This window comes from Nocardioides daedukensis, assembly GCF_013408415.1.
Classification (GTDB): domain Bacteria; phylum Actinomycetota; class Actinomycetes; order Propionibacteriales; family Nocardioidaceae; genus Nocardioides; species Nocardioides daedukensis.
This window is the reverse complement of record NZ_JACCAA010000001.1, coordinates 3,481,203-3,506,521: the sequence shown is the minus strand read 5'-3', so window position 1 is coordinate 3,506,521 and position 25,319 is coordinate 3,481,203. Positions and strand designations below refer to the sequence as shown.

Sequence of the window (25,319 nt, the reverse complement as noted above, 5' to 3'; positions counted from 1 at the left end):
CTAACACGCAGGCAGCACCGCACCGGCTACGGTTGCTTTTCGTGAGCACTGCCCCTTCCCGCGTCTTCGTGGCCCGACTGATCGGGCTGCCGATCTTCGACCCCCAGGGCGACCAGGTCGGCAAGGTCAGGGACCTCGTCGTGTCGGTGCGCAGCGAGATCAGTCAGCCCCGGGTGCTCGGCCTGGTGGCCGAGGTCTTCGGCAGGCGCCGGATCTTCGTCCCGATGACCCGGGTGACCAACATCGATGCAGGTCAGGTCTACACGACGGGCCTGCTGAACATGCGCCGCTTCGAGCAGCGACCGACCGAGACCCTGGTCATCGGCGAGATGCTCGACCGCCAGGTCCGCGTCGACGGCACCGAGATCACCGGGACCGTCTATGACGTGGCCATGGAGCAGGCGCGCAACCGCGACTGGGTGCTCAGCCGGGTGGCGCTCCAGGAGCCGGGTCACGGCTTCCGGCGGCGTGGGCAGACCCACGTCATGGAGTGGCAGGAGGTGAGCGGTGTCACGCGTCAGCAGGACACCCAGGCCGCCACCCAGCTGCTCGCCAAGCTCAACGAGATGCGTCCCGCGGATGCGGCCACGATGATCCACGACCTGCCCGCCGATCGGCGTGCGGCGGTCGTGGCCGAGCTCGACGACGAGCGCCTGGCCGACGTCCTCGAGGAGCTTCCCGAGGAGGACCAGGTCGAGATCCTGCAGTTCCTCGAGCGCGAGCGCGCAGCCGACGTGCTGGAGGAGATGTCGCCCGACGACGCAGCCGACCTGATCGCCGACCTCGCCCCGGAGACCGCAGCCGAGCTGCTCGAGCTGATGGAGCCCGAGGGCGCCGAGGACGTCAAGCGGTTGATGTCGTACGCCGAGCAGACTGCCGGCGCGATGATGACCGTCGAGCCCGTGATCCTGCCGACCGACGCCACCATCGCCGATGCTCTCGCGCACGTGCGTAACCCCGACCTGACCACGTCGCTCGCGGCCCTGGTCTATGTCTGCCGCCCGCCGCTGGAGCCCCCCACAGGTCGCCTGATCGGGGTCGCCCACATCCAGAAGCTGCTGCGCGAACCGCCCTCGACGCTGGTCGCCGCGGCACTGGACACCACCCTCGACCCGTTGCGGCCGAACATGTCCATCGACGAGGTGGCCGCCCACCTGGCGACGTACAACCTGGTTGCCGCTCCGGTGGTCGACGAGGACGGGCGCCTGCTGGGCGCGGTCACCGTCGACGACCTGTTGGACCACATGCTTCCCGACAACTGGCGCGACCGGATGCCCCGCACCGGGGTGACGCATGGCTGACCAGCGCCGCGCCCGCCTCGACACGCCCCAGGACGTACGTCGCTCCCTGGTCCGGCGCCCGTCGTACGACTCGGACACGTTCGGGGTCTTCGCCGAGCAGTTCGCCCGGTTCATGGGGACCGCCAAGTTCCTGATCTACATGACGGCCTTCGTGCTGATCTGGATCGTGTGGAACCTGCTCGCACCCGAGGACCTGCGCTGGGACGACTACCCGTTCATCTTCCTCACCCTGATGCTGAGCCTGCAGGCCTCGTACGCCGCTCCGCTGATCCTGCTCGCCCAGAACCGGCAGGAGACCCGGGACAAGGTGATCGCCGAGCAGGACCGTCAGGCCAACGCGCGCGCCCACGCCGACATGGAGTTCCTGGCCCGCGAGGTCGCCTCGTTGCGGATGGCCGTCGGCGAGACCACCACCCGCGACTTCCTGCGCTCCGAGCTCCGCTCCCTGATGGGCGATCTGGAGGATCGCGGTGTGGTTCCTCCCGAGTCTCCAGATCCCGGTCCCGGAAACGACTCCTCGCCGGGTAGCGCGTAGTCTTGGGAGCCATGAGCACCCTCACCATCGAGCAGGTCCACGCGGCGCTGGCCACCGTGAACGACCCCGAGATCAAGCGTCCCATCACAGATCTCGGAATGGTCGACACCGTCGAGATCGGCGAGGCCGGCATGGTGTCGGTCAAGGTGCTCCTCACCGTCGCCGGTTGCCCCCTCAAGGACACCATCAATCGTGACGTGACCGCGGCCGTCAGCCGGGTCCCCGGCGTGAGTGGCGTCGACCTCGAGCTGGGCGTGATGACCGCCGAGCAGCGTGGCGAGCTCAAGAACGTCCTCTCCGACGGCAAGGCCGAGCGGGAGATCCCCTTCGCCCAGGCCGGGTCGCTGACCAAGGTCTATGCGATCGCCAGCGGCAAGGGCGGTGTCGGCAAGTCCTCGGTCACCGTCAACCTCGCACTGTCGTTCGCCAAGCAGGGCCTGAAGGTCGGCATCGTGGACGCCGACATCTATGGCCACTCGGTCCCGGCCATGCTCGGTGTGGGCGACTCGCGCCCCACCCAGGTCGACGACCTGATCATGCCCGTCCCCACCTCCTCGGGCGTCTCGGTCATCTCGATCGGGATGCTCAAGCCGCGTCGCGACCAGGTCGTCGCATGGCGTGGCCCGATGCTCGACCGGGCCCTGGTCCAGATGCTCGCCGACGTCTACTGGGGCGACCTCGACGTGCTGCTGCTCGACCTTCCGCCGGGCACCGGTGACGTCGCGATCTCCCTGGGCCAGCACCTGCCCAGCGCCGAGGTCGTCGTGGTCACCACGCCGCAGGAGGCCGCGGCCGAGGTCGCCGAGCGCGCCGGGACGATGGCCTCGATGATGCACCAGCGTGTGGTGGGCGTGATCGAGAACATGAGCTATCTCCCCTGCCCGCACTGCGCCGAGAAGGGCGAGGACCACCGCCTCGAGGTCTTCGGTTCCGGCGGCGGCGACCGCGTGGCCGCCACCTTGTCGGAGCGGTTCGGCTATGACGTCAAGGTGCTCGCCCGGATTCCTCTCGACATCTCCCTGCGCGAGGGTGGCGACGTGGGCAAGCCGATCGTCGAGGCCGACCCGTCGGCCCTTGCCGCTCGCGAACTCGCCGGCGTCGCCGACCACCTCTCCGGTCGCGGTCGCGGACTGGCCGGCATGCAACTCGGGCTGACTCCTTCCGCCAGGTTCTGATCCGTGTTCGGTGTCGGGCTGCCGGAGATGGCAGTCATCGCCCTGGTGGCGGTGCTCGTCTTCGGTCCGGACAAGCTGCCTGATCTTGCCCGTCAAGCGGGACGCTTCTTCCGGCAGATGAAGAGCTTCGCCGACACCACGCGCGACGACCTGCGCAACGAGCTGGGCCCCGAGTTCTCCGACCTGGAGCTCCGCGACCTGGATCCCCGCACGATCGTGCGCAAGCACATCATCGAGGCGATGAACGATGCCGACAACGAGTCCGCCGAGGCGGATCGGCGCGCGCTCGTCGAGGGTGAGCTCCCGCCCTACGACCCCGAGGCGACCTGACCTGCGCTCGGCCGGTCATTCACCGGTTCACCCCTGGGGCGTGTGCACGGCGGCGATCGCCTCGAACCGGTAGAGGACGCTCTCGCCCTGCGTCCCGGTCGTGGCCTCGAGGAAGTCGGCGCCCACCCGCTGAGGCAGTACGTCGTACTGTCCCCCGCCGATCAGCCTGATCTGGCACCGCGACCCCGACTCGGCAATCCGCCGCAGCGCTGAGCCGAAGCCGAGCTTGGCGGTCACCGGCCAGGCGTCCGGCGGGACCGCCCGGGTCGACAGGCCGCGTGCCAGCTCGATCGCGCTCAGGCGCACCATCCACTCGTGGCCGCCGCTCTCCAGCAGGCACCATCCGTCGGCCACCCTGGCCAGTCGTCCCTCGAGGTGGCCCACTCCGAGCAGGTGCAACCCGACCTGTCCCCCGACGCTGGCCATCAGCCGCTCGAGCAGGCCGACGCTGGCATATTCTCCGCGCGCTCGGTCGAGCACCTCGAACTCACGCTCCTCGGCGAACGCGCTCTCTGCCTGCGCCTCGAGATCGTCGAGGAAGTCGAACAGGTCTCTCTCCCAGGTCATGGACACAGGCTAGGGCCTCCCTTCGACCGGGTCCTTGCGAGCGGAGCCTGTGGACAAACGCTTGACTAAGGCGCCGAACAGGAATTGACTCAAGCAAACACACGCAAACGAAAGCATTGCGATGATTACTCGGGAATCACCACCGGCACCGCTCCTGCGTTGCCTGCTCGTCCTCACCGTCGTCACCACCGCGGCGGCAGCGGCCCTACGACTGCTTGCCGATGACCTGGCTCGTGCCGCGGCCCTGGACGACCAGACCCTGGCCACGGGTCGGTTCGACGAGGTCCTGGTGCCCGGCGCGGCCGTCGTCCTCACCGCGTGCCTGGCGTGGTTCTGGCTGGTCACCCTGGTCACCTGCATCGAGGCCGGCACCGCGCTCCACATCGGTTTCGGCCCAGCCGGCGTGCGCCGCGTGGTGCTGGCCGCCTGTGGCCTGAGCCTTGTCGCCGGCCTCGCGCCGGCGCACGCGGACACCACGGTCGGGCAACCGCCGGCGCCGGTCCCCGGCGATCGGACGGTGCTCTCCGGCCTGCCGCTCCCCGACCGGGCCGCCTCGCAGGACCCGGCCCCGGTCTCGGGCCACGACCGACCGGAACCGACCCGCAACCCGACTGGGTCGCCGGCCTCGCACCGTGCCCGGCACACCGTGCAGCCCGGCGACAGCCTCTGGGGACTCGCCGAGTCCCGCCTGGCACCGGGAGCCGACGACTCCGAGATCACCCGGGCCTGGCGCCAAATCTGGGCTGCCAACCGGCACCTGATCGGTTCTGATCCCGACCTGATCCACCCCGGCACCACCCTCGACCTGCCCGCCTCACCCAAGGAGAAGTGATGAACAGCAACCGCACAGCCACCGGCCCCCGCACTGCCACCGGCCCGCGCTCGGTCACCGCAGGCAACCCCCGGGCCGTGATGTCACTGGTGAGTCCCCGCCGTGGTGACGGGCTCGGCACGACCAGCGTGCAAGGAACCCTGGCCCTCGAGATCGACTCCGCCCTCGAGCCCCCGGCCTCTGCCCCCACGACCGCCCTGCGGGGAGCCGACGTGGTCGACGTGCCCGCCGTCGTACGACGTGACCTGCAGCGTTGGGTGCACACGTTCAGCCAAGCCGTCTCCGAGGTCACCAACGGGGCGCGACCGGTCTCGCAGCTGTTGCGCTGGACGACACCGGCGGTGCACAACGAGCTCGCCTACCGGGCCGGCGTCGTCTCCCGAGCCAGGGTGCACCAGGGCGGCAAGGGTCCCTCGCGGCACCCGGCAGTGCGCCCGCAGGTCCAGACGGTGCACACCAGCTTCCTCGACGACGAGGTCGTCGAGTTCTCCGCGCTGCTGCGCTGCGGTCCGCGCTTCCGGGTGCTCGCCGGACGACTCGAGGTGCTCGGCGGGCGCTGGCAGGCCACCGCGCTCGAGTTCGGCTGAGCCGCTCGGGCGGAGCGGCTCAGCCGTTTCTCGTGGAGCTGCTCAGCCGTTGACGCGGGTGGTGTGCCCGGTCGGACCGTTCGGCGCCCCGTGGCACTTCTTGTACTTCTTGCCCGAACCGCACGGGCAGTCGGCGTTGCGGCCGGTGCCGGCGAACGGGTCGTCGGCGTTGCTCGCCGGGGCCGGGCCGGTGACCTCGGCCTCGCCGTCCTCCGCGGGACCGGTGTAGGAGAGGTTCTGCACCTGCTTGGGTGCCTCGAGGCCCTTGGCCGTGATCCGGGGAGTGTGCTCCTCCTCGGCAGCCGGGGCGTCGCCCTCGACCTCACCGGCAGGCTCCTCCTCCTCAACCTGGACGTCCAGGTTGAACAGGAAGCCGACCGACTCCTCCTTGATGCTGTCCATCATCGCGGTGAACATGTCGAAGCCCTCGCGCTGGTACTCCACCAGCGGGTCGCGCTGCGAGTAGGCACGCAGGTAGATGCCCTCGCGCAGGTAGTCCATCTCGTAGAGGTGGTCGCGCCACTTGCGGTCGAGCACCGAGAGCACGACGCGGCGCTCGAGGTCACGCATGTTCTCCTCGCCGAGTGTCGCCTCGCGCTCGGCATAGGCCGCCTGGGCGTCCGCCTGGAGCTCGCTGATCATCTCGGTGCGCGACAGCGCGGCCCGTCCACCCGCACGCTCCTCGATCTCGTCGAGGGTGATCGTGATCGGGTAGAGCTGCTTGAGCGCGACCCACAGCGCCTCGAGGTCCCACTCCTCCGCGAAGCCCTCGGTGGCGCCGTTGACGTAGCCCTCGATGACGTCGTCGATGAAGGTGATCATCTGGTCCTTGAGGTCCGCACCCTCGAGGACCTCGCGCCGCTCGTCATAGATGACGTGGCGCTGGCGGTCCATCACGTCGTCATACTTCAGGACGTTCTTGCGGGACTCGAAGTTCTGGGCCTCGAGCTGCGACTGCGCGCTGGCGATCGAGTTGGTGACCCGCTTGTGCTCGATCGGCACGTCGTCCGGGATCTTCAGCACGGTGAGCATCCGGTCGACCATGTCGGCCTTGAACAGGCGCATCAGCTCGTCCTGGAGCGAGAGGTAGAAGCGCGACTCCCCCGGGTCTCCCTGACGGCCGGAACGACCGCGGAGCTGGTTGTCGATGCGGCGCGACTCGTGACGCTCGGTGCCGACGACATAGAGTCCGCCGGCCTTCTTCACCTCGTCGTGCTCGGCCTTGACCTGCTCCTTGATGCGCGCGAGCGTGGGCTCCCACTCGGCCTCGTACTGCTCGGCGGTGTCGCCGGTCGGCTCGATGCCCTTCTTGCGCAGCTCCTCGTCGGCAAGGAACTCCACCGAGCCACCGAGCATGATGTCGGTGCCTCGTCCGGCCATGTTCGTGGCCACGGTGACCGCGCCCTTGTGGCCGGCCATCGCGACGATCCGCGCCTCGTCGGCGTGCACCTTCGCGTTCAGCACGCTGTGCGGGATGTTGCGCTTCTTGAGCAGCGTGGACAGGCGCTCGGACTTCTCGACCGAGACCGTGCCGATCAGCACCGGCTGGCCCTTGCCGTGGCGCTCCGCGATGTCGTCGGCGACCGCCTCGAACTTGGCGTCCTCGGTCCGGTAGACGAGGTCGGGCTGGTCATTGCGCTGCATCGGCTTGTTGGTCGGGATGGGAACGACGCCGAGGTTGTAGATCTTGTCGAACTCGCTGGCCTCGGTCATCGCCGTACCGGTCATCCCGGAGAGCTTCTTGTAGAGGCGGAAGTAGTTCTGCAGGGTGACGGTGGCGAGGGTCTGGTATTCCTCGCGGACGGTCACGCCCTCCTTGGCCTCGATGGCCTGGTGCAGCCCGTCGTTGTAGCGGCGACCGGCGAGCATGCGGCCGGTGTGCTCGTCGACGATGAGCACCTCGCCGTCCATGACGACATATTCCTTGTCCTTGCGGAACAGCTCCTTGGCCTTGATGGAGTTGTTCATGAAGGAGATCAGCGGCGTGTTGACCGAGTCATAGAGGTTCTCGATGCCGAGGTGGTCCTCGACGGTGGTGATCCCGGACTCGAGCACGGAGATGGTCCGCTTCTTCTCGTCGACCTCGTAGTCGACGTCGCGGGTCATCGCACGCGCGATCTTCGCGAACTCGGCATACCAGCGGACCTCGTCCTGGGTCGGGCCGGAGATGATCAACGGGGTGCGAGCCTCGTCGATCAGGATCGAGTCGACCTCATCGACGATGGCGAAGCCGTGGCCGCGCTGCACGCAGTCCTCGATGCTGGCCGCCATGTTGTCGCGCAGGTAGTCGAAGCCGAGCTCGTTGTTGGTGCCGTAGGTGATGTCGCAGGCATAGGCCTCGCGACGCTCCGCGGGACGCATCGACGGCAGGATCACGCCGGTGCTCAGCCCGAGGAAGTGGTGGATGCGGCCCATCATCTCGGACTGGAACTTGGCCAGGTAGTCGTTGACGGTGACCACGTGGACGCCCTGTCCGGCAAGGGCGTTGAGGTAGGCGGGAAGGGTCGCGACCAGCGTCTTGCCCTCACCGGTCTTCATCTCGGCGATGTTGCCCTTGTGCAGCGCCGCGCCACCCATGATCTGGACGTCGTAGTGGCGCTGGCCGATCACCCGGTTGGCGGCTTCGCGGACCGTGGCGAAGGCCTCCGGCATGATGTCGTCGAGGGTCTCGCCCTTCGCCAGGCGCTCCTTGAACTCTGCAGTCATCCCGCGGAGCTCGTCGTCGCTCATCTTGACGAACTCGTCCTCGATGGCGTTGACGGCCTTGGCGATCGCCTCGAGCTCGCGAAGGATCTTGCCCTCGCCGATGCGGAGGATCTTGTCGAGGATGGCAGGCACGAGGAGGAACTCCCTGGGTAGATGGTCGAGCCGGCATCAGGACCGGTCAGCCCTACGCCGCAGGCCATGCTACCCACGAGACCAAGATTCGATGCGGTCGAGGCACGCTTCCTCAGCGACTTCTCAGTAGCCGACCCAGCCGCTGCGCGTGTAGTCCAGGATCGCCGGATCCAGCAGCGTGGAGACCTCGCCCGGTCGGTCGGCGCGGTCGGGCGGGAAGACGGTCGCCGCCCGCAGCACCTCGGGGGTGGCGAAGCGCAGCCCGGCCGGCCGCTCGGCGGGCAGTGCGAGCTTGCTCGGGCCGTGGGTCGCCAGCACGAACCCCCAGTCGCCGAAGGACGGCACGTCGACATGGAACGGGACGGTGGACAGGCCGGTGGCGGCGAGGGTACGACGTACGCACCAGAAGGCGTTGGCGGCGAAGAATGGGCTCCCCGACTGCACCACCATCCGCCCGTCGCGTTCCAGCATCGGGCGCAGCATCGCGTAGAGCTCCTGCGAGTAGAGCTTGGCGGTGGCCGTGGAGTCGGGGTCCGGGAAGTCGACGATGATCGCGTCGAAGCGCTCGCTGTCGGTGTTCTCGCGGACCCAGGTGAAGGCGTCCGCCGAGGTCCGCCTCACCCGGGGATCGTCGAACGAGTGCCGGTTGAGGCTGCTGATCGGCTCGAAGGTGCGGGCCAGGTCGGTCACCGCGGGATCGAGGTCGACCAGGTCGACCTCCTCGACGTCGTCATACTTCAGCACCTCCCGGAGCGCCAGCCCGTCGCCGCCGCCGAGGATCAGCACCCGACGGTGCGCTCCGGCCATCGCCGGGTGGACCAGCGCCTCGTGATAGCGGTATTCGTCGACCGAGGAGAACTGCAGGTCGCCGTCCAGGAAGAGCCTGACGTCCGCGCGCTCGGGGCCGACGATGCCGCCACGGGTCACCACGATGTCCTGGTACGCCGAGCGCTCGGCGTGGATGATCGGGTCGCGGTAGAGCAGCTGACGCGCGGTCGCCTCGAACTCGGAGGCCTTCCACGCCATCGTGGCCAACAGGGCCAGGACCAGCGCACACACGACGCTGGCCTGTCCCAGCCGGCGGCGGCCCCGCAGCAGCGCGAACGCGACCAACCAGGCCGCCGCGACGTTGAACGCGGCCACCACCAGGGTGCCGATCAACAGGTCGAACAGCGGGAGCAGCAGGAACGGGAAGGCCAGGCCACCGACCAGGGCGCCGATGTAGTCCACCGCGTTGATGTTGGCCACCGCGCGTGCCGCGTCCTGGGCACGCAGCCGCTGCAGCAGCTCCATCAGCAACGGGATCTCGGCCCCGATCAGGAGCCCGATCGCGAACGCGCAGAGCACCATCGCCGGGGTGTAGAACTCCAGCCAGGCGAAGGCGAGGTAGAGCATCGGGACGCTGAACCCACCGACGACGGCGAGCCCGAGCTCGACGGCCAGGAACGCCAGGAGCGGGCGGCCGAGCCATCCCTTGGCGACCAGGGCGCCGATGCCCATCGCGAACATCGTGACCGCGATGACGATCGAGGTCTGGGTGATCGAGCTGCCCAGGAGATAGCTGCCCAGGGTGACCAGGGCCAGCTCGTAGACCAGTCCGCACGCGGCGCAGATGAAGACGGCCACGAGCAGGACCACCATCATCGCCCGGCCAGCGGGTCGTTCGCCTCCTGCGCCCGAGGGCGCCGGGGGTTCCGCTGTGGCGGGTGCGGGATGCGTCAAGGTCGGGACAGCGTCATGACAGGGCAGCGATGACGATCAGCCCGACGGCCACGTTCATCGCCACGGCGACCCATACGGCCGGGTCGTCGTGCTCGTCGGTGAGGGTGTCACCCAGCTTGCCGGGAGTGAGCAGGTCCAGGACCACGAAGGCAGCTGCCTGCATCAGGATCCCGACCGCTCCATAGGCCAGCGTCTCGAGCAGGGTGTCCCAGGTGTCGGACTCGGCCCCATAGATCGCGCTCGCCGCGATGCCGCCGATCGCGAGCAGGGAGGACGCCAGGACCAGTGCGGCGTCCCGGTTGCGCTCGACGAAGATGAGTCGGCCCAGGTGGCCCGGGGTCATCAGGTCGACCAGCCAGTAGCCGAGCGCGAGCAGGACCAGTCCCGCAGCGCCGAATGCCAGCGACGCCAGGACACCTTCAAGGAGATCGTTCATCGGGTTTCCTTCACTTTCCGCTACCTCCGCCGCCGCCGCGGAAGAGTCCGCCGCCTTGCTGATAGTGGCTGCTCCAGAAGAACAGCACTGCGCCATGGCTCTGATAGCCGGCATCGAACTCGAACAGGACGACCTCGGAACCGGAGCCGTCGGGTGCTGCCTCGACCTCGACCAGCCAGTCGCTCTTGTAGCGCAGGTAGTAGGTCGAACCTTCTTGGCGCTTCTCCGAGGGATCAGTTCCCGCGTCGATCGCGGCCACCGTCTGGTCGACGGGGTCCGCAGAGGTGAACCGCAGCCCGGACGAGGAGTCCACGTCGCCACCCTGCGCGGAGTAGTTGTCCTTCAACCACTTCTCCGGGCTGGTGTTGCCGGCCGCGGACACGATCACCGGGATCACGAAGAGCAGCAGCAGTGCGCCGACGATGACCGCGATCAGGGTCCAGCGCGGTCCGTCTCCCGAGGAGCTGGGACCCGTGTACGGCGAACGCGGCGGGTTGCCCGGGGGCCAGCCAGGTCCACCGGGACCGTTGGGGCCACCAGGAGCACCGGGACCACCCGGTCCACCGGGGCCGTTGGGTGGTGGTGGCGGCGGGTTCGAGCGGAAGTCAGACACGGTTGGTCACCTCCAGGACCAGCTGCGAGTGGGTCCGGACGAGCTCGCCGGCCTGCGGATAGGCATGCCAGGTCTGCCAGGTCAGGACGTCATCGGTGACGGACAGCTCGAGTGCGGTCACGGCCAGTCGATCACCGGGGAAACCGGCGACGATGGCCATCGGGCTCGGGTCAAGGTGCTGGACGAGGTCGTCCACCCTCTCGGCGAGTGCGGACTGCGACAACACCTCGGTGCTCGAGGTGAACCCATAGCCGGGCCGAGCGGTGTTGGCCGGCAGCATCTCCCCCGCGACCAGGTCGCAGGCCACGGTCTCGGAGAACTCCTCGGTCCCGTTGCGGACCAGCACCTGGTGCGAGGCGCCGAGGACCCTCAGCTCGACGACCGGGGCGTGCACGCCGGCACCGTCACCGAGGCTGATCACCTTGGTGGCCAGTGCCTCGCGCGCCGGCAGGTCGAGCGCCCAGCGCAGGGCCGCGCCGCGCACGTCCCTGAACGGGACGGCGAGCCGGTGCGGGGCCGGTGTGGTGGCCGGCGTCGTGATGGTGGGTCCAGTCATCCGGGTCAGGCTCACTCGGTCCGGTCGCTGCCGGGGAACACGGTCAGCTCGAACGGCTGCAGCATCTCGCCGACCGAGGCCTCCCACGAGGACCCGAACTTCTCGAAGCCGAGGAGCTTGCCGTCATTGCTCCTGTAGTCGGCATAGTCGATCTGGCCGCTGGGCGCGGTGCCGGTGCTGCCCAGGGCGGAGAATCGGGCGGTGCCCCGCTCCTGGAGTCGGTAGGCGGTCCCGGCCACGATCACGTCGCGGTCACCCGCGGTGCCCTGGTCGATGTCGCCGAGCGGGATGGAGTGCCACAGCGAGACCTCGAAGCCCTCGTCGTCCTCCACGCTGACCCAGCGCTTCTCCTCGGCATCGTCGAGGAGGTGCTCGGTCCAGACGTAGCCGTCCTCGTTGAAGTCGAGTCGACCCCGCACGAACCACTTGTGGCCGAGGTATTCGATCACGTCGCCGTTCTGCAACGTGCGCAGAGCATCGGTGGAGACCAGGTCGGCCGTGCCGACCACGTCGTCCGGCTGGAAGGGTCCGTCCGCGGGCTTGGACCTGCGCCGCACGAACCACACCACGAGCGCGGCCACTGCGGCCAGGACGACGATGCCGATCAACCAGCCCACTGTGTGGCTCCTTCGGTAGCCCGATGTCTCAGGGCAGCCTAGCGACCTCCACCACGAGTCCCGCGGCAAGGTCGCCGCGTGGCTCCACCACGATCGAGGTGAGACCCAGCCACCCGGCGATCCGGTCGAGCTCTGCGGCCAGGTGCATCGCGGTGTCCGCCGGCGCTGCCTGCTCGGCGTACGCCGCCTTCACCAGCAGTCGCCCCGTGCCCCGGTCCGCCTTGAGGTCGACCCGCGCGGCCAGCCGATCGCCGAGCAGGAACGGGAGCACGTAGTAGCCGTGCACCCGCTTGGCAGCCGGCACATAGATCTCGATCCGGTAGTGGAAGTCGAAGAGCCGCTCGGCTCGCTCCCGTTCCCAAACCACCGGGTCGAAGGGGCTGAGCAGGGCGCGTGCGTCGACCTTGCGGGGAATGCGCGCGTCGCGGTGCAGGTATGCCGGCCGCTTCCACCCCTCGATCCGGACCGGCAGCAGCTCACCCTCCTCGACCAGCTGGGCTATGGCCGGCGCAGCCCCGATGCCGCCGCTTCCGGGCTGCATCGGCATCCGGTAGTAGTCGGCCAGGCACCTCGCCGTGGCGACGCCGTGCGAGATGGCCGCGCGTCGCACCAGCTCGCGCGACGACTCCTCGGCGCTCGGGCGGGACACGGCGAGGACGTCGGCCGGTAGCACCCGCTCGGGCAGGTCGTAGACGACCTCGAAGGAGCCGTTGCGACCTGCCACCGCCACGTCGCCGATCATGAACAGGAAGTCGAGCACCTTGCGTGCCTCGGACCAGTTCCAGCCCCAGTGCTCGCGTTCGCGCGGACCGGTGGAGAACTGCTCGTCGAGCTGTCGTGCGGTCACCGGACCGCGGTCGGCCACCGCCGCGAGCACCTCGTGCTCGAGGCCCTCCTGCGCGGCCGCCAGCGGCCACCACTTGCCGCGCGTGGCCCGGTAGGAGTCCATCCGGTGCTGCATGTGCGGCCACAGGTCGACGGGCATCAACGCCTGGACGTGCGCCCAGTACTCCACCAGCTGGCGCGGCTGCGCCTTTGTGTGGTGGCTGGCGCGGCGGAGCAGGTCGACGTCATAGGGACCCATCCGCGAGTAGAGCGGCATGTAGTGCGCGCGCTGCAACACGTTGACCGAGTCGACCTGCAGGACTCCGGTCCGCTGGACCGTACGGCGCAGGGTGCGCAGCGTCGGTGTCGCGTGCGCGGGATCGAGGAACCCCTGGGCGGCCAGCGCGATCCTGCGTGCCTGGGCCGCGCTGAGGGAGTCCACCACGATCAGGGGATGTCGAGCAGCTTCTCGCGCACGGCATACATCACTGCCTCCATGCGTGAGTGCAGCTGGAGCTTCTCCAAGATGTTGCGGACGTGGTTCTTGACGGTGTTCTCGCTGATGAAGAGCTGACGCGCGATCTCGCGGTTGTTCAGCCCCTTGGCCACCAGGCGCAGGACCTCGAGCTCGCGCTCGGTGAGCCGCAGACCCGGCATCTGGTCCTTCTCGGGCTTGGACATCGCCTTGAACTCATCGATCAGCTTGGCCGCCATCGACGGGCTGATCAGCGACTGGCCATCGGCGACGACGCGCACCGCCTGGGCGACCTCGTCGATCGAGGAGTCCTTGAGCAGGTAGCCCGAGGCTCCGCTCTTCACGGCCTCGTAGAGGTCGGCCTCCTCGTCGGAGACGGTGAGCATGATGATCTTCGCGGACGGGACCTGCTCCTTGATCGCCACGCAGGCCTCGATGCCGGTGCGCTTGGGCATCCTGACGTCGAGCAGGACGACGTCCGGGGCGACCGAGGCTGCGAGGTCGGTGCCCTCGATGCCGTCACCCGCCTCACCGACGACCTCGATGCCGGACTCGACGCCCAGCAGCATCGTCAGTCCGCGCCGGAACAGCTCTTGGTCATCGACCACGAGCACGCGAATCGGTTCGGTCTCGCCGTCATGGTTGTCGCTCACCCGGTCATCATGGCACGACCGGGCCACTTGGAGTTGCTCCAAGCGCCCGGCCGGACCACATGTCCATCACACGAACGGGTCAGTCAGGTGGTCATTTCCAGCGAGATGACGCCGTAGTCATAGCCACGGCGGCGGTAGACGACCGAGGGGCGTTCGCTCTCCTTGTCGACGAAGAGGTAGAAGTCGTGGCCCACCAGCTCCATCTCGTAGAGGGCCTGGTCGAGGGTCATCGGAGTGGCCCCGTGGGACTTCTCGCGGACCACGAGCGGTCCGTCGCCGGTCACCGAGATCGGTCCGACCTGGCGCTCGGTGATCTCCTCGTCGTCGCTCGAGTCGGTGACCAGGGTCGGATCGGCATCGGCCATCGCCTCACCGACAGAAACGGGAGTGTGCCGGCCGCGGTGCACGCGCCGACGGTCTGCGGCCTTGCGCATCTGCGAGGCCATCTTGTCCAGCGCGAGGTCGAGCGCACCCATCTTGTCGTCTGCGGCGGCCTCGGCGCGGATCACCGGGCCCTTGGACAGCGCGGTCAGCTCGACCCGGACCGCCCGGTCGTGCTGACGCGGATTCCGCTCCTTCTCGACCTCGACGAGCACGCGCATGATGCGGTGGTCGTGCTTCTCGAGCTTGGCGAGCTTCTCCTCGACATGACTACGGAAACGGTCCGACACCTCACAGTGGCGGGCGTTCACGACAACATCCATGTTGACCTCCCGTTTTTCATTGGGTTCAGCGAGCATGCCGAAGCGCCACCCGGGAGGGTGGTGCGACGGTGTGGAATGGAGTCCGTCCGGCCGACCTGGTCTTCGACCCCACAATCGCCTGCTGGGGCTCTCGCAGCTTGATGCCACTACCCACCCTCTCCCGCCGGTCCGTCGCATCTGACGACGGGGACGGGGCAGGACTTATCTCTAAGCCGCACCGTGATCGTCCGCACCGGGCGAGTGCCCGGGAGGACTTACGTGGACCGCTTTGCCTGCGACTGGCATCGGCTTGCCGCCACGACGCGCTGAGCGTCCTGACGACGCAACCACGGACCCGAACGGACTCCATAACGAGACGCTAGTCGGTCGGCGAGGTTAAGACCAGCGGAAGAGCTGAAAGTTCGCCACGAGTTCCTCGCTCCTCGACGAAACGCTTGCGGGTGGCGGCCACGGTGGCGATGCCGAGCACCGGCACCCCTGCCGACTCCAGTGCTCGCTGGGCCTCTCGGGCGGTCGCACCGGTGGTGAGCACGTCGTCGACCACCACCGTCCACGCCCGTACGCCACGGGCCGACAACGCGGCCCGGGCCGCGGGACGGCACGACATCGAACCGGTCAGGTTGGCATGTCTCTGCCTCGAGTCCAGACCGGCCTGGTCGCGCACCCGACCCACCCGCAGCAGGTGGGCCGGCTCGGCTGCATATCCGCGGCCACGGAGCTGCCTGGCCGCGACCCGGGCCAGCACCCGGGTCGCATCGTGGCCACGGGCACGGACGGTCGCGGGTTGTGACGGCACCGGGACCAGCAGCACCTGTTGTCCGGCAGGTGTGCCGGTCGCCTGCAGCAGGCCGGCGGTGGCCGCTGCGAGGAGGTGGCCCAAGGGCCTGCGCAGCCCGAACTGATGCTCCTCCTTGTGCCCCAGCAACAGCGTGCGCAACACGTCGGCATACTCCCCCGCCGACCACGGATCACGCAGTCCCGGTGGGCACGGGGACGGTGGCGTGCGCGCGACATGACCCTGCAGTGCGGCCTCGCAGTCCCGGCACAGCAGCACCCCGGGCCGTGAGCACCCGGCACATGCGGAGCCGGTCACCAAGTCGATCAGGGAGTCGATCAGGGAGTCAAGCACCCGACCAATGCGACCCGGTGCGCGACGCCGGCACAAGGCCCCGGGGCCAACCTGTGGAGAAGCGGGCTCAGCCCACGTAGCCGAGCGAGACCAGGCCGGGCTCGGGCAGCGCGGCGCCCCGCTCACCGCGGAGGTCATGGACCCTGCCGTTGGCGGCCACGCCCCAGACATCGGTGTCGGCCACTGGCGAGGCGACCAGCTCGACGATGTCCTGGCGGACCACGCCCTCGGCACGACGTACCCCGGAGGTCGCCGGTGAGCCGTCGACGGGGAACGAGCTCACCTGCGAGATCCCCCGGGCCACCGGCACCACGGCCAGGATCCTGGTCGGGGACTGCCAGGCGATGTCGTTGATGCGCACCGGTTCGGGCGTGTCCGGAGAGATCCGGACCGCCGCCGTCGCCCGCGGCCGTTCGCCGGCGCCGGCGAGACGGCTGAGCATCACCACGTCCCCGGTGGGGGTGGAGACCACTGCGGCCAGTCGGCTGCCGTCCCGCGAGACGATGTAGGAGGAGACGTCGGCACCGGAGATGCCGGGCACCCGCACCGGGGTGTTCGTGCCGTCGATGACCACCGACACCCGGGCACCGCCCGCGCTCCGGTCGACCAACCAGATCCGGTCGGCGTGGTCCCAGGCCGGGGGCAGCAGGTCCGTCGCGCCGGAGACCAGGGTCCGTGCGCCCTCCCCCTCGGTCCGCTCCACGGGAGCCTCCAACAGGGACCTGCCGTCCGTGCTCACGGCGACCGCACGAGTACCCTCGAGGTCGACCGCGACCGAGCGCAGGCCGAGGGTGCTGGCTCCGAACGGACCGTCGGTGCGGCCCTCGACCTCCCCGGCGACCGAGACCAGTCGCCCGTTGCGCAGGGCGAAGGGATCGGGCCACGCATAGGCCTCTGCCGGGTCGTGGTCGGCTCCGATGTCGACGTCGAAGACCGTGGGCGCGTCCTCGAGGGCGACCGGGGTGTCGTTGATCAGGATGCGCAGTCGACGTACCGCCGGGTCCTGGCGGAGCGTCCAGGCGAACTGGATCGCCATCTGTTCCACTGCGTCTGCGTCCAGAGCGCCGTCGTCACCGCGCAGCGAGATCGTCGCGATCCCGTCGGCCGACACCGGCACCGACAGGTCCAGCGACATCCCCTCGGGGATGAAGGACTCCGCAACGTCGCGCAACCGCGGATCGGTCCCCTGCAGCAACCCGCGGACCAGGGCACTGGCCAGCTGACCGCCGCGCGGCACGAAGGCCGGCTCCGGGACCAGGATCTTCCCGGTCGGGTCGAAGAAGTGCAGCGAGACCTGCTGGTAGCGCGAGGCGAAGAACTCGTCCGAGACGATCGTCGCGTCCGGGAGGTCACCGATCCGCCACTCCCCACCCTCGGTGGTCATCGTGAACCGGATGGTGCTGGCCTGTTCCGGCAGCGCGCCGCGCCAGCGCCCACCTGCGTCGAGGTGATGGGCGTTGGTGAGGGCCAGGGTCACCTCGTCGTCACCCTCCGGGGTCTCGAAGTCCTGATAGGTGATCATCTGCCGCTCGGGACGCCACTCGGCCCGGGCCGTGGTGGAGAGGAACTGCTTCGCGACGACCGTCGAGGTCGGGGTGGCCAGCATCGCGTCGAGGAAGTGCCTGACTATCTCGATCGGGGTCTCGCCCGGTTGGGGCGGTCGCGGGTCATAGGGGAAGCCCGCGTCCGTCGAGCCGGTCGCGGTCGCGCTGCCGGCACGGATCGAGCCGTCCTCGGGCAGTGAGACGCAGGCGGCGCTGAGCAGGACGCAGAGCAGCCCCGTGACCAGCAGCCCGATTCGCCGGATCATGCGTCCTCCACCACGACTCGGGACGGGACGGCATCCGTCGGGACGAGCGGAAGTGGGCTCTGGCGCAACACTCCGCCGGCGCGGCGAGGAAGGGTCAGCCGGAACTGCGAGCCGGCGCCCGACTCGCCCCAGGCCTGGAGCCAGCCGCCGTGCAGGTGGGTGTCCTCGAGCGAGATGGAGAGTCCGAGGCCGGTGCCGCCGCTGGTGCGGGCGCGCGCGGGGTCCGAGCGCCAGAACCGGTTGAAGACCAAGGACGCCTCACCCGGTTCGAGACCGATGCCGTGGTCGCGGACCGCAATGGCGGCGGAGTGGTCGTCGCCGTTCACATAGATCACGATGCCACGGCCCTCGGCATGGTCGATCGCGTTGCTGACCAGGTTGCGCACGATCCGCTCGAGCCGACGCCCGTCGGCCTCGGCCAGGACGGGCTCGGTGAGTGGCTCGACGACCACGGTGGTGTCGCGCTGCTTGGCCAGCGCCCGGGTCATGTCCACCACCCGGTGGGCCACATCGACCAGGTTGACGTCGTCGAGGTCGAGGACCGCTGCTCCCGCATCGAAGCGACTGATCTCCAGCAGGTCGCTGAGCAGGCCCTCGAAGCGGTCCAGCTCGGTCTGCAGGAGCTCGGCCGCACGTGCGGTGACCGGGTCGAACTCGGCCCTGGCGTCGTGCAGCACGTCACCGGCCATCCGCACGGTGGTCAGCGGCGTACGGAGCTCGTGCGAGACGTCGGAGGTGAACCTGCGCTGCACCCGACTGAGCTCCTCGAGCTGACGGATCTGGCGCTGGAGGCTGGAGGCCATCTGGTTGAACGACGTGGCCAGGCGCGCGATGTCGTCGTCACCGTGGACGCGCATCCGCTCCTCGAGGTGACCGGCGGCGAGCCGCTCGGCCGTACGCCGTGCCATTCGCACCGGGTTGACCACCTGGCGGGCGACCAACCAGGTCATCGCACCGACCAGGACGAGCAGGAAAGCGCCAGCAGTGAGCAGGGCGCGCGAGACGAGGGCGAGCGTCTCCTGCTCCTGCTGCATCGGGTAGAGGTAGTAGATCGTGTAGTAGCGGCCGTCAGCCGGGAGCTGGATCCGGGCACCGACCACCACTCCGGCGATCGACTCACGCCCGGACTCGGCGAGATAGCTGACCTCGGTGAAGGTCCAGGCGCTGCTCTCCCCCTCGTCGAGCTGGTCGATCAGCTCGTCCGGGACGCTGTCCAGGTCGAGACCCGGCGAATAACGTGGACCGCTCGCGGCCAGGACGGTCGGCTCGTCGCCGAGCGGCCCGTTGACCACCACCTCGAAGCCGCGTGAGGCGCCGCGGGCGATGATCGGCTCGATCAGCTGCCGCAGCTGCAGGCTGGCCTCGTCGTCGGCCCCGGGCACCGCGGCGAGGCGGGCGCGCGCGTCCTCGGTCTCGTTGGCGGCCTCGGCCAGCACCCGGTCGACGCGTGCGTCGACGAGCCCGTCGCGGGTCTGCTGGAGCAGGAACCAGCCGACGACGGTGACCACCAGGGCGGAGAGCAGCATCGTGCTCATCACGACCCTGGCCTGGATCGATCGCCGCCAGAACGTCAGTCCCCTGGTGATCGCGCCCGCGATCCGACCGAAGCGCATGGCCGGCTAGCTGGTTCCGGCTTTGTACCCCACACCGCGGACGGTGACGACGATCTCCGGGTTCTCCGGGTCGTGCTCGACCTTGGACCGGAGTCGCTGGACGTGCACGTTGACCAGCCGGGTGTCAGCCGCGTGCCGATAGCCCCACACCTGTTCCAGGAGGACCTCGCGGGTGAAGACCTGCCACGGCTTGCGGGCCAGGCAGACCAGGAGGTCGAACTCGAGGGGGGTCAGGTTGATCGGCTTGTCGGCCCGGAACACGGCGTGCCCGGTGACGTCGATGGTCAGGTCACCGATGGTGAGCCCTTCCGCGCCGGGAGCCTCGGCCCGACGGACCCTGGCCCGGATCCGGGCGATCAGCTCCTTGGGCTTGAACGGCTTGACGACATAGTCGTCCGCGCCGGACTCGAGCCCGACGACCACATCGACGGTGTCACCCTTGGCGGTGAGCATCACGATGGGGACGCCGGACTCGGCCCGGATCTGCTTGCAGACGTCGATGCCGTCCTTGCCGGGGAGCATCAGGTCGAGCAGCACCACGTCGGGGCGGTAGTCACGGAACTCGCTGAGCGCCGTGTCGCCCCGGGTGCAGATGCGGGCGTCGAAGCCCTCCTGCCTCAGCACGATGCTGAGCATCTCGGCAAGCGACGCGTCGTCGTCGACGACGAGTACGCGCCCCTTGCCGAAATCGCCTGATGCGTTCATCCCGGTCCGCTCAGTAGCGGTAGTGGTCGGCCTTGTAGGGGCCTTCCACCGGGACGCCGAGATAGTCGGCCTGCTCCTGGCTGAGCTCGGTGAGCTCGACGCCGAGGGCGTCCAGGTGGAGGCGCGCAACTTCCTCGTCCAGGTGCTTGGGCAGCACGTAGACGCCGACCGGGTATTCGCTGGTCTTCGTGTAGAGCTCGATCTGGGCCAGCACCTGGTTGGTGAACGAGTTCGACATCACGAACGACGGGTGGCCGGTCGCGTTGCCGAGGTTCAGCAGGCGACCCTCGCTGAGGACGATGATCTTCTTGGCCTCGCGGCCGTCGGCGGCCGGGAAGAGCCACTGGTGGACCTGGGGCTTGATCTCGTCCTTGACGATGCCGTCGATCTTCGAGAGGCCGGCCATGTCGATCTCGTTGTCGAAGTGACCGATGTTGCCGACGATCGCCTGGTTCTTCATCTTCTTGAAGTGCTCGACCGTGATGATGTTGAAGTTGCCGGTCGTGGTGATGAAGATGTCGGCCGTCTCGACGACCGAGTCCAGGCGGCGGACCTCGAAGCCGTCCATGGCTGCCTGGAGCGCGCAGATCGGGTCGATCTCGGTGATGATGACTCGAGCACCCTGGCCGCGCAGGGACTCGGCCGAGCCCTTGCCGACGTCGCCGTAGCCGCACACGACGGCGACCTTGCCGCCGATCATCACGTCGGTGCCACGGTTGATGCCGTCGATCAGCGAGTGGCGGCACCCGTACTTGTTGTCGAACTTGGACTTGGTGACCGAGTCGTTGACGTTGATCGCCGGGAAGAGGAGCGAGCCCTCCTTGAAGCGGTCGTAGAGGCGCAGCACACCGGTGGTGGTCTCCTCGGAGACGCCCTTGATGTCGTTGGCGATGTTGGTCCAGCGCGACGGGTTGTTCTTCAGCGAACGGTCCAGGACGCGCAGGACCTCCTTGTACTCCTCGTTGTCCGTGGTGTCCTGGCCAGGCACGGCTCCGGCCTTCTCGAACTCGACACCCTTGTGCACGAGCAGCGTGATGTCGCCACCGTCGTCGAGGAGGATGTTCGGGCCGACGGCGTTGCCGTCCGCGTCGGTGAAGTCGAAGACGTTCTCGGCGAGGTCCCAGTACTCGCCCAGGGTCTCGCCCTTCCAGGCGAAGACCGGGATGCCGGTCGGGTTCTCGACGGTGCCGTCGCCCACGACGATCGCCGCGGCGGCGTGGTCCTGGGTGGAGAAGATGTTGCAGGATGCCCAGCGCACGTCGGCGCCGAGGGCGACGAGCGTCTCGATGAGCACGCCGGTCTGGATGGTCATGTGCAGCGAGCCGGCGATGCGCGCGCCGGCCAGGGGCTGTGAGTCGGCATAACGCTCGCGGAGCGCCATCAGTCCGGGCATCTCGTGCTCGGCGAGGCTGAGCTCCTTGCGTCCGTATTCGGCCAGGGTCAGGTCTGCGACCTTGTAGTCCATCGAAGAGTCCTCAACGTGTTCGACTGGATCCGCGGCTGCATCTGCATCTATTCGGGATCTCCCGCGCGGACTGGACCCAGCCTACAAGCGCGGGCGCATCGCGGTGGAATCTCCGGCTCACGCCTTGTCAGTGGGTTCCGTGCTGCCCATCGACGTCACTGCTGGTCTCGCCGGTCTGCCCCTCGGCCTTGGTACCGTGCTCCCCCTCGGCCGCATTGCCGTGCCCGAAGGGCAGGAAGTGCATGATCCCGGCCACGATGCCGCCGACGACCAGTCCGATCACGGCCGAGGCAGCCGTGTTCGTCAGCCAACCCAGCACGGCACCCAAGGCACCCGTGGCGTCGTGGACCTGCTCCTCGAGGTGGTGCACGAACTCGTACGGCGAGTGCCAGCCGAGGTCGTCGACTCCGACCAGCAGGATGTGCCCACCGACCCAGAGCATCGCCACGGTGCCGACGGCTCCGATCAGGGCGAGCAGCCCGGGCATCCCGCGGACCATCCCATGACCGACCTTCTGCACCAGCCCGGAGCGGGTGCGGGTCAGTCGGATCCCGATGTCGTCCATCTTCACGATCGCAGCCACCACGCCGTAGACCAGCGCGGTGATGCCGAGGGCAACCACGACGAGGATCGCTGCGCGAGCCACGAAGGGCTGGTCGGTGACCTCGTTGAGCGCGATCACCATGATCTCGGCGGAGAGGATCAGGTCGGTGCGGATGGCACCGGAGATCATCGTCTTCTCCTGCTCGGGACTGATCTCGGTCGCCAGCTGCTCGGACTCTTCGTGACCGCCGAAGAACTTCTCGATGATCTTCTCGGCGCCCTCGTAGCAGAGGTAGGTGCCGCCCATCATCAGGATCGGGGTGAGCAACCAGGGCAGGAACTGGCTGAGCAGCAGTGCCGCCGGGAGGATGAAGATCAGCTTGTTGCGGATCGAGCCGATCGCGATCCGCTTGATGATCGGGAGCTCGCGCTCGGCAGCGAGGCCAGAGACATATTGCGGGGTCACCGCGGTGTCGTCGATGACCACGCCCGCGGCCTTGGCGCTGGCCCGGCCGGCAGCGGCCCCCACGTCGTCGATCGAGGCCGCCGCCAGGCGGGCCAGGACGGCGACGTCGTCGAGCAGGGCGAACAGGCCGCCGCTCACTGGGCGTTCTCCGCTGAAGTCACGGGTGAAAGATTAGGGCATTGCGCCCAAGCCCGTGCCGTGGCACGACCGTGCGGGCAGCCGGTTCGCTGGCTAGTCCTCGACCAGGCCGAGCTGGAGGTAGGCCGCCGCATAGCTGCCGGTGAGCAGCAGCGAGGCGTAGCGGCCCACCTCGTTGCTGGCGTCGGTCTCCACGGTCTCCACGCGCACCCCGCGGCTCTCGGCTGCTGCGACCAGCCGTTCGCGCTGCTCGTGGGCGACCGGTTCGTCGGCGCCGTCGTCGAGGATCACCAGCACCGGCCGGAGGTCACCGGGCTCGTCGGAGAACGGGTCGTCGAAGACGTCGCGGGGCCGGGTGGCCTCGATCACCGGGAGCAGGTGTTCGGCGTCGCCGGCGAGGGCTCCACGCCCGGAGGCGCGCCGGATCGACTCGGCCACCCGCCTGGCCGCGCGGGCGGCCAGCACGGAACCGCCCCACACGATCGGGTTGGCATCAGCTAGCGAGATGGCCAGCATCTTGGCCGGGTTGACGGCCAGGTCCCGGTGCGGCGAGCTGGCGATCGCCACCGCGTCCATGTCGCCGGCGACCTCCTCCGCGTCGGAGGCCGGTCCGAGTCCGGCCCGGTTCAGGTAGTCGAGCATCACCACGGCGGTCGCCAGCTGGTCCCCCGAGTCGATCGGCAGGACCGTGCTCCACCGACCCGCGGCGTGCTGGGCCACCATCGAGTCGGGCTGGCAGGCGACGACCACGTGGCAGCCGCGGCGTACGGCCTCGGCCACGGCGGACGCGGCGGCGGGGTCGGAGCGTTCGGGCGCCAGGATCACGACCAGGTCGAGGCTTCCCGCCCAGCCGGGCAGGGCGGCTCCGGGCCACGCCACGAACGGCACCGGGCACCACGGTTCGAGCACGGCACGCAGCAGACGGGAGTCCGGACCTGCGGCGATGACCGCGCGCGGGCGGGTGTTCTGCATCCGCTCCAGCCCGGCCTCGACCGCCTCGGCGGCATCGCCCGAGGCCCTACGGACCCTGGACCCGGACTCGGCCAGGGCGCGCAGCATCAGGTCGATGCCGGCCAGTGCCGACTCGTCGTCGAGGCGGGACTCGTCGAACCAGGTGCCCATCAGGCCGGGGTGCGGGCCTCGTCGACCAGCAGGACCGGGATGTTGTCCCGGACCGGGTAGGCCAGTCCGCAACCGGCGCAGACCAGCTCGGCTCCCTGCAGGGACAGGTCCCCGTGGCAGTCGGGGCAGACGATGATCTCGAGCAGCTTCGGGTCGAGGTTGACGGCTGGATCGGTCACTGGTCTCTCCTGATCACGGTGAGTACGTCGTCTCGGATGCGGGTCATGGTGGCCTCGTCGCGACCCTCGGCGTTGAGGCGCAGCAGCGGCTCGGTGTTGGAGGCACGGACATTGAACCACCAGTCATCGTGCGCGACGGTGAGGCCGTCGAGGTGGTCGATGCTCACGCCCGGGGTGGCCGACCACTCCGTCTCGAGCTCACCCACCACGGACTCCTGGTCGGCGACGGTGGAGTTGATCTCGCCCGAGGAGGAGAACCGGACGAACTCGGCCAGCAGCTCGGAGAGTGGTTGATCGCCCTCGGCCAGCGCGGCCAGCGCGTGCAGGGCCGCCAGCATCCCGGAGTCGGCGCGCCAGAAGTCACGGAAGTAGAAGTGCCCACTGTGCTCGCCGCCGAAGATGGCGTCGGTCTCGGCCATGGTCGCCTTGATGAACGAGTGACCCACGCGGGTGCGCACCGGGGTGCCACCGAGCTCGGTGACGATCTGCGGGACGGATCGCGAGGTGATCAGGTTGTGGATGATCGTCGCCCCCGGCTCACGGGCCAGCTCGCGGGCCGCGATCAGGCCGGTCAGGGTGGAGGGCGAGACCAGCTCGCCCCGTTCGTCGACCAGGAAGCAGCGGTCGGCGTCGCCGTCGAAGGCGAGGCCGATGTCGGCCTGCTCTGCCAGCACCCTCGCCTGCAGGTCCACCAGGTTGGCCGGCTCGATCGGGTTGGCCTCGTGGTTCGGGAAGGTGCCGTCGAGCTCGAAGTACATCTCGATCAGCTCGGCCGCGTCGCCGAGCTTCTCGAAGACGGCCGGCGCGGTGAGTCCGGCCATCCCGTTGCCGGCGTCGGCAACGACCTTGAGCCGGCGGCCCTTGATCGGGGCCAGGGAGAGCAGGTGGGCGGCGTAGTCGGCGAGCACGTCCTGCTCGGTGATCTGGCCGGTCCGCTCGCCGACGACCTCGGTGGAGACTGCGTCGCGGATCTCGAGCAGGCCGGTCTCGGCGCCGATCGGGCGCGCGCCGGGGCGGCACATCTTGATCCCGTTGTACGCCGCGGGGTTGTGGCTGGCGGTGAACATCACGCCGGCCTGGTCGAGGTGACCGGAGGCGAAGTAGAGCTGGTCGGTGGAGGCGAGGCCGATCATCACGACGTCGGCACCGGCCTGGGTCGCGCCCTGGGCGAAGGCCTGGGCAAGGCCCGGGGAGGACGGCCGCATGTCGTATCCGACCACCACGGAGGAAGCGCCGGTGACGGCGACGAAGGCACCACCGATGCGACGTGCGAGGAGCTCGTCGATCTGGTCGCCGACGGTGCCACGCACGTCGTACGCCTTGAAGATGGCCTGCAGGTTGGCCTGGTCGAGCGTCGTTGCATCGGGCATGGCAGGAGCCTAG

Annotated in this window: 25 protein-coding genes; 6 read left to right on the top strand and 19 right to left on the bottom strand. The window is 69.0% G+C overall.

The window, feature by feature from the left end; all coding sequences use genetic code 11:
• Positions 1-41: 41 nt before the first annotated feature.
• Genes BJ980_RS17070 through BJ980_RS17055 form a run of 4 tightly spaced genes read left to right on the top strand, consistent with a single transcriptional unit; the run spans position 42 to position 3,341 of the window.
• Positions 42-1,301, top strand: a complete 1,260-nt coding sequence (locus BJ980_RS17070) for a magnesium transporter MgtE N-terminal domain-containing protein (RefSeq protein WP_179503398.1) — start codon at positions 42-44, stop codon at positions 1,299-1,301.
• A complete protein-coding gene (locus BJ980_RS17065) occupies positions 1,294-1,836 on the top strand; it encodes a DUF1003 domain-containing protein (protein ID WP_179503397.1) in 543 nt (180 codons plus the stop codon). Before BJ980_RS17070 ends, BJ980_RS17065 begins: the two co-directional genes overlap by 8 nt.
• An 11-nt stretch (positions 1,837-1,847) precedes the next feature.
• The gene (locus tag BJ980_RS17060; protein ID WP_179503396.1) at positions 1,848-3,011 is read left to right on the top strand and encodes an Mrp/NBP35 family ATP-binding protein; all 1,164 of its coding nucleotides are present in this window, start codon (positions 1,848-1,850) and stop codon (positions 3,009-3,011) included.
• A gap of 3 nt (positions 3,012-3,014) precedes the next feature.
• Positions 3,015-3,341, top strand: coding sequence for a sec-independent translocase (locus tag BJ980_RS17055; protein WP_179503395.1), 327 nt, complete (start codon positions 3,015-3,017; stop codon positions 3,339-3,341).
• Between the two features lie 27 nt (positions 3,342-3,368).
• Here BJ980_RS17055 and BJ980_RS17050 read toward each other — a convergent pair whose 3' ends face one another.
• The gene (locus BJ980_RS17050; protein WP_179503394.1) at positions 3,369-3,908 is read right to left on the bottom strand and encodes a hypothetical protein; all 540 of its coding nucleotides are present in this window, start codon (positions 3,906-3,908) and stop codon (positions 3,369-3,371) included.
• Between the two features lie 121 nt (positions 3,909-4,029).
• On the opposite strand from BJ980_RS17050, the gene BJ980_RS17045 reads away from it, so the two are divergent.
• Both BJ980_RS17045 and BJ980_RS17040 read left to right on the top strand, forming a co-directional pair.
• On the top strand, positions 4,030-4,740 hold the full coding sequence (locus BJ980_RS17045; RefSeq protein ID WP_179503393.1) for a LysM peptidoglycan-binding domain-containing protein: 711 nt from the start codon (positions 4,030-4,032) through the stop codon (positions 4,738-4,740).
• Positions 4,740-5,327: an Rv3235 family protein gene (locus BJ980_RS17040; protein ID WP_179503392.1), complete on the top strand. Its 588-nt coding sequence runs from the start codon at positions 4,740-4,742 to the stop codon at positions 5,325-5,327. The genes BJ980_RS17045 and BJ980_RS17040 overlap by 1 nt, the downstream gene beginning before the upstream one ends.
• Before the next feature lie 42 nt (positions 5,328-5,369).
• Here the strand turns inward: BJ980_RS17040 and secA are convergent, their stop codons facing one another.
• The 18 genes from secA to BJ980_RS16950 form a co-directional block, all read right to left on the bottom strand.
• On the bottom strand, positions 5,370-8,165 hold the full coding sequence (gene secA, locus BJ980_RS17035) for a preprotein translocase subunit SecA (protein ID WP_179503391.1): 2,796 nt from the start codon (positions 8,163-8,165) through the stop codon (positions 5,370-5,372).
• A 123-nt stretch (positions 8,166-8,288) separates the two neighbouring features.
• Positions 8,289-9,806 (bottom strand): polyamine aminopropyltransferase, encoded by a 1,518-nt coding sequence (locus BJ980_RS17030; RefSeq protein WP_246279997.1) that lies wholly within the window; start codon positions 9,804-9,806, stop codon positions 8,289-8,291.
• Between the two features lie 94 nt (positions 9,807-9,900).
• Complete coding sequence (locus BJ980_RS17025; RefSeq protein WP_179503389.1) at positions 9,901-10,323, bottom strand: DUF350 domain-containing protein; 423 nt, start codon at positions 10,321-10,323, stop codon at positions 9,901-9,903.
• 10 nt (positions 10,324-10,333) lie between these two features.
• The gene (locus tag BJ980_RS19120) at positions 10,334-10,936 is read right to left on the bottom strand and encodes a DUF4247 domain-containing protein (protein ID WP_179503388.1); all 603 of its coding nucleotides are present in this window, start codon (positions 10,934-10,936) and stop codon (positions 10,334-10,336) included.
• Positions 10,929-11,492 (bottom strand): DUF2617 family protein, encoded by a 564-nt coding sequence (locus BJ980_RS17015; RefSeq protein WP_179503387.1) that lies wholly within the window; start codon positions 11,490-11,492, stop codon positions 10,929-10,931. The genes BJ980_RS19120 and BJ980_RS17015 overlap by 8 nt, the downstream gene beginning before the upstream one ends.
• Before the next feature lie 11 nt (positions 11,493-11,503).
• Complete coding sequence (locus tag BJ980_RS17010) at positions 11,504-12,109, bottom strand: DUF4178 domain-containing protein (RefSeq protein ID WP_179503386.1); 606 nt, start codon at positions 12,107-12,109, stop codon at positions 11,504-11,506.
• Positions 12,110-12,137: 28 nt separating this feature from the next.
• Positions 12,138-13,376: a DNA glycosylase AlkZ-like family protein gene (locus BJ980_RS17005; RefSeq protein ID WP_179503385.1), complete on the bottom strand. Its 1,239-nt coding sequence runs from the start codon at positions 13,374-13,376 to the stop codon at positions 12,138-12,140.
• A gap of 5 nt (positions 13,377-13,381) precedes the next feature.
• On the bottom strand, positions 13,382-14,062 hold the full coding sequence (locus BJ980_RS17000; RefSeq protein WP_343047850.1) for a response regulator: 681 nt from the start codon (positions 14,060-14,062) through the stop codon (positions 13,382-13,384).
• Between the two features lie 83 nt (positions 14,063-14,145).
• Positions 14,146-14,766: a ribosome hibernation-promoting factor, HPF/YfiA family gene (hpf, locus tag BJ980_RS16995; RefSeq protein WP_179503384.1), complete on the bottom strand. Its 621-nt coding sequence runs from the start codon at positions 14,764-14,766 to the stop codon at positions 14,146-14,148.
• A 358-nt stretch (positions 14,767-15,124) separates the two neighbouring features.
• Positions 15,125-15,895, bottom strand: a complete 771-nt coding sequence (locus BJ980_RS16990) for a phosphoribosyltransferase family protein (protein WP_179503383.1) — start codon at positions 15,893-15,895, stop codon at positions 15,125-15,127.
• A gap of 67 nt (positions 15,896-15,962) precedes the next feature.
• Entirely contained in the window at positions 15,963-17,705 is a 1,743-nt protein-coding gene (locus tag BJ980_RS16985; protein WP_179503382.1) for an LpqB family beta-propeller domain-containing protein, read from the bottom strand.
• On the bottom strand, positions 17,702-19,318 hold the full coding sequence (mtrB, locus tag BJ980_RS16980; protein ID WP_179503381.1) for an MtrAB system histidine kinase MtrB: 1,617 nt from the start codon (positions 19,316-19,318) through the stop codon (positions 17,702-17,704). The genes BJ980_RS16985 and mtrB overlap by 4 nt, the downstream gene beginning before the upstream one ends.
• Positions 19,319-19,324: 6 nt before the next feature.
• Positions 19,325-20,023, bottom strand: coding sequence for an MtrAB system response regulator MtrA (mtrA, locus tag BJ980_RS16975; RefSeq protein ID WP_179503380.1), 699 nt, complete (start codon positions 20,021-20,023; stop codon positions 19,325-19,327).
• A 10-nt stretch (positions 20,024-20,033) separates the two neighbouring features.
• On the bottom strand, positions 20,034-21,488 hold the full coding sequence (ahcY, locus tag BJ980_RS16970; protein ID WP_179503379.1) for an adenosylhomocysteinase: 1,455 nt from the start codon (positions 21,486-21,488) through the stop codon (positions 20,034-20,036).
• 127 nt (positions 21,489-21,615) lie between these two features.
• Complete coding sequence (locus tag BJ980_RS16965; RefSeq protein WP_179503378.1) at positions 21,616-22,635, bottom strand: DUF808 family protein; 1,020 nt, start codon at positions 22,633-22,635, stop codon at positions 21,616-21,618.
• 93 nt (positions 22,636-22,728) lie between these two features.
• Complete coding sequence (locus tag BJ980_RS16960; RefSeq protein ID WP_179503377.1) at positions 22,729-23,757, bottom strand: SIS domain-containing protein; 1,029 nt, start codon at positions 23,755-23,757, stop codon at positions 22,729-22,731.
• The gene (locus BJ980_RS16955; protein ID WP_179503376.1) at positions 23,757-23,936 is read right to left on the bottom strand and encodes a Trm112 family protein; all 180 of its coding nucleotides are present in this window, start codon (positions 23,934-23,936) and stop codon (positions 23,757-23,759) included. Before BJ980_RS16955 ends, BJ980_RS16960 begins: the two co-directional genes overlap by 1 nt.
• Positions 23,933-25,306, bottom strand: coding sequence for a phosphomannomutase/phosphoglucomutase (locus BJ980_RS16950; RefSeq protein WP_179503375.1), 1,374 nt, complete (start codon positions 25,304-25,306; stop codon positions 23,933-23,935). Before BJ980_RS16950 ends, BJ980_RS16955 begins: the two co-directional genes overlap by 4 nt.
• Positions 25,307-25,319: the final 13 nt, after the last annotated feature.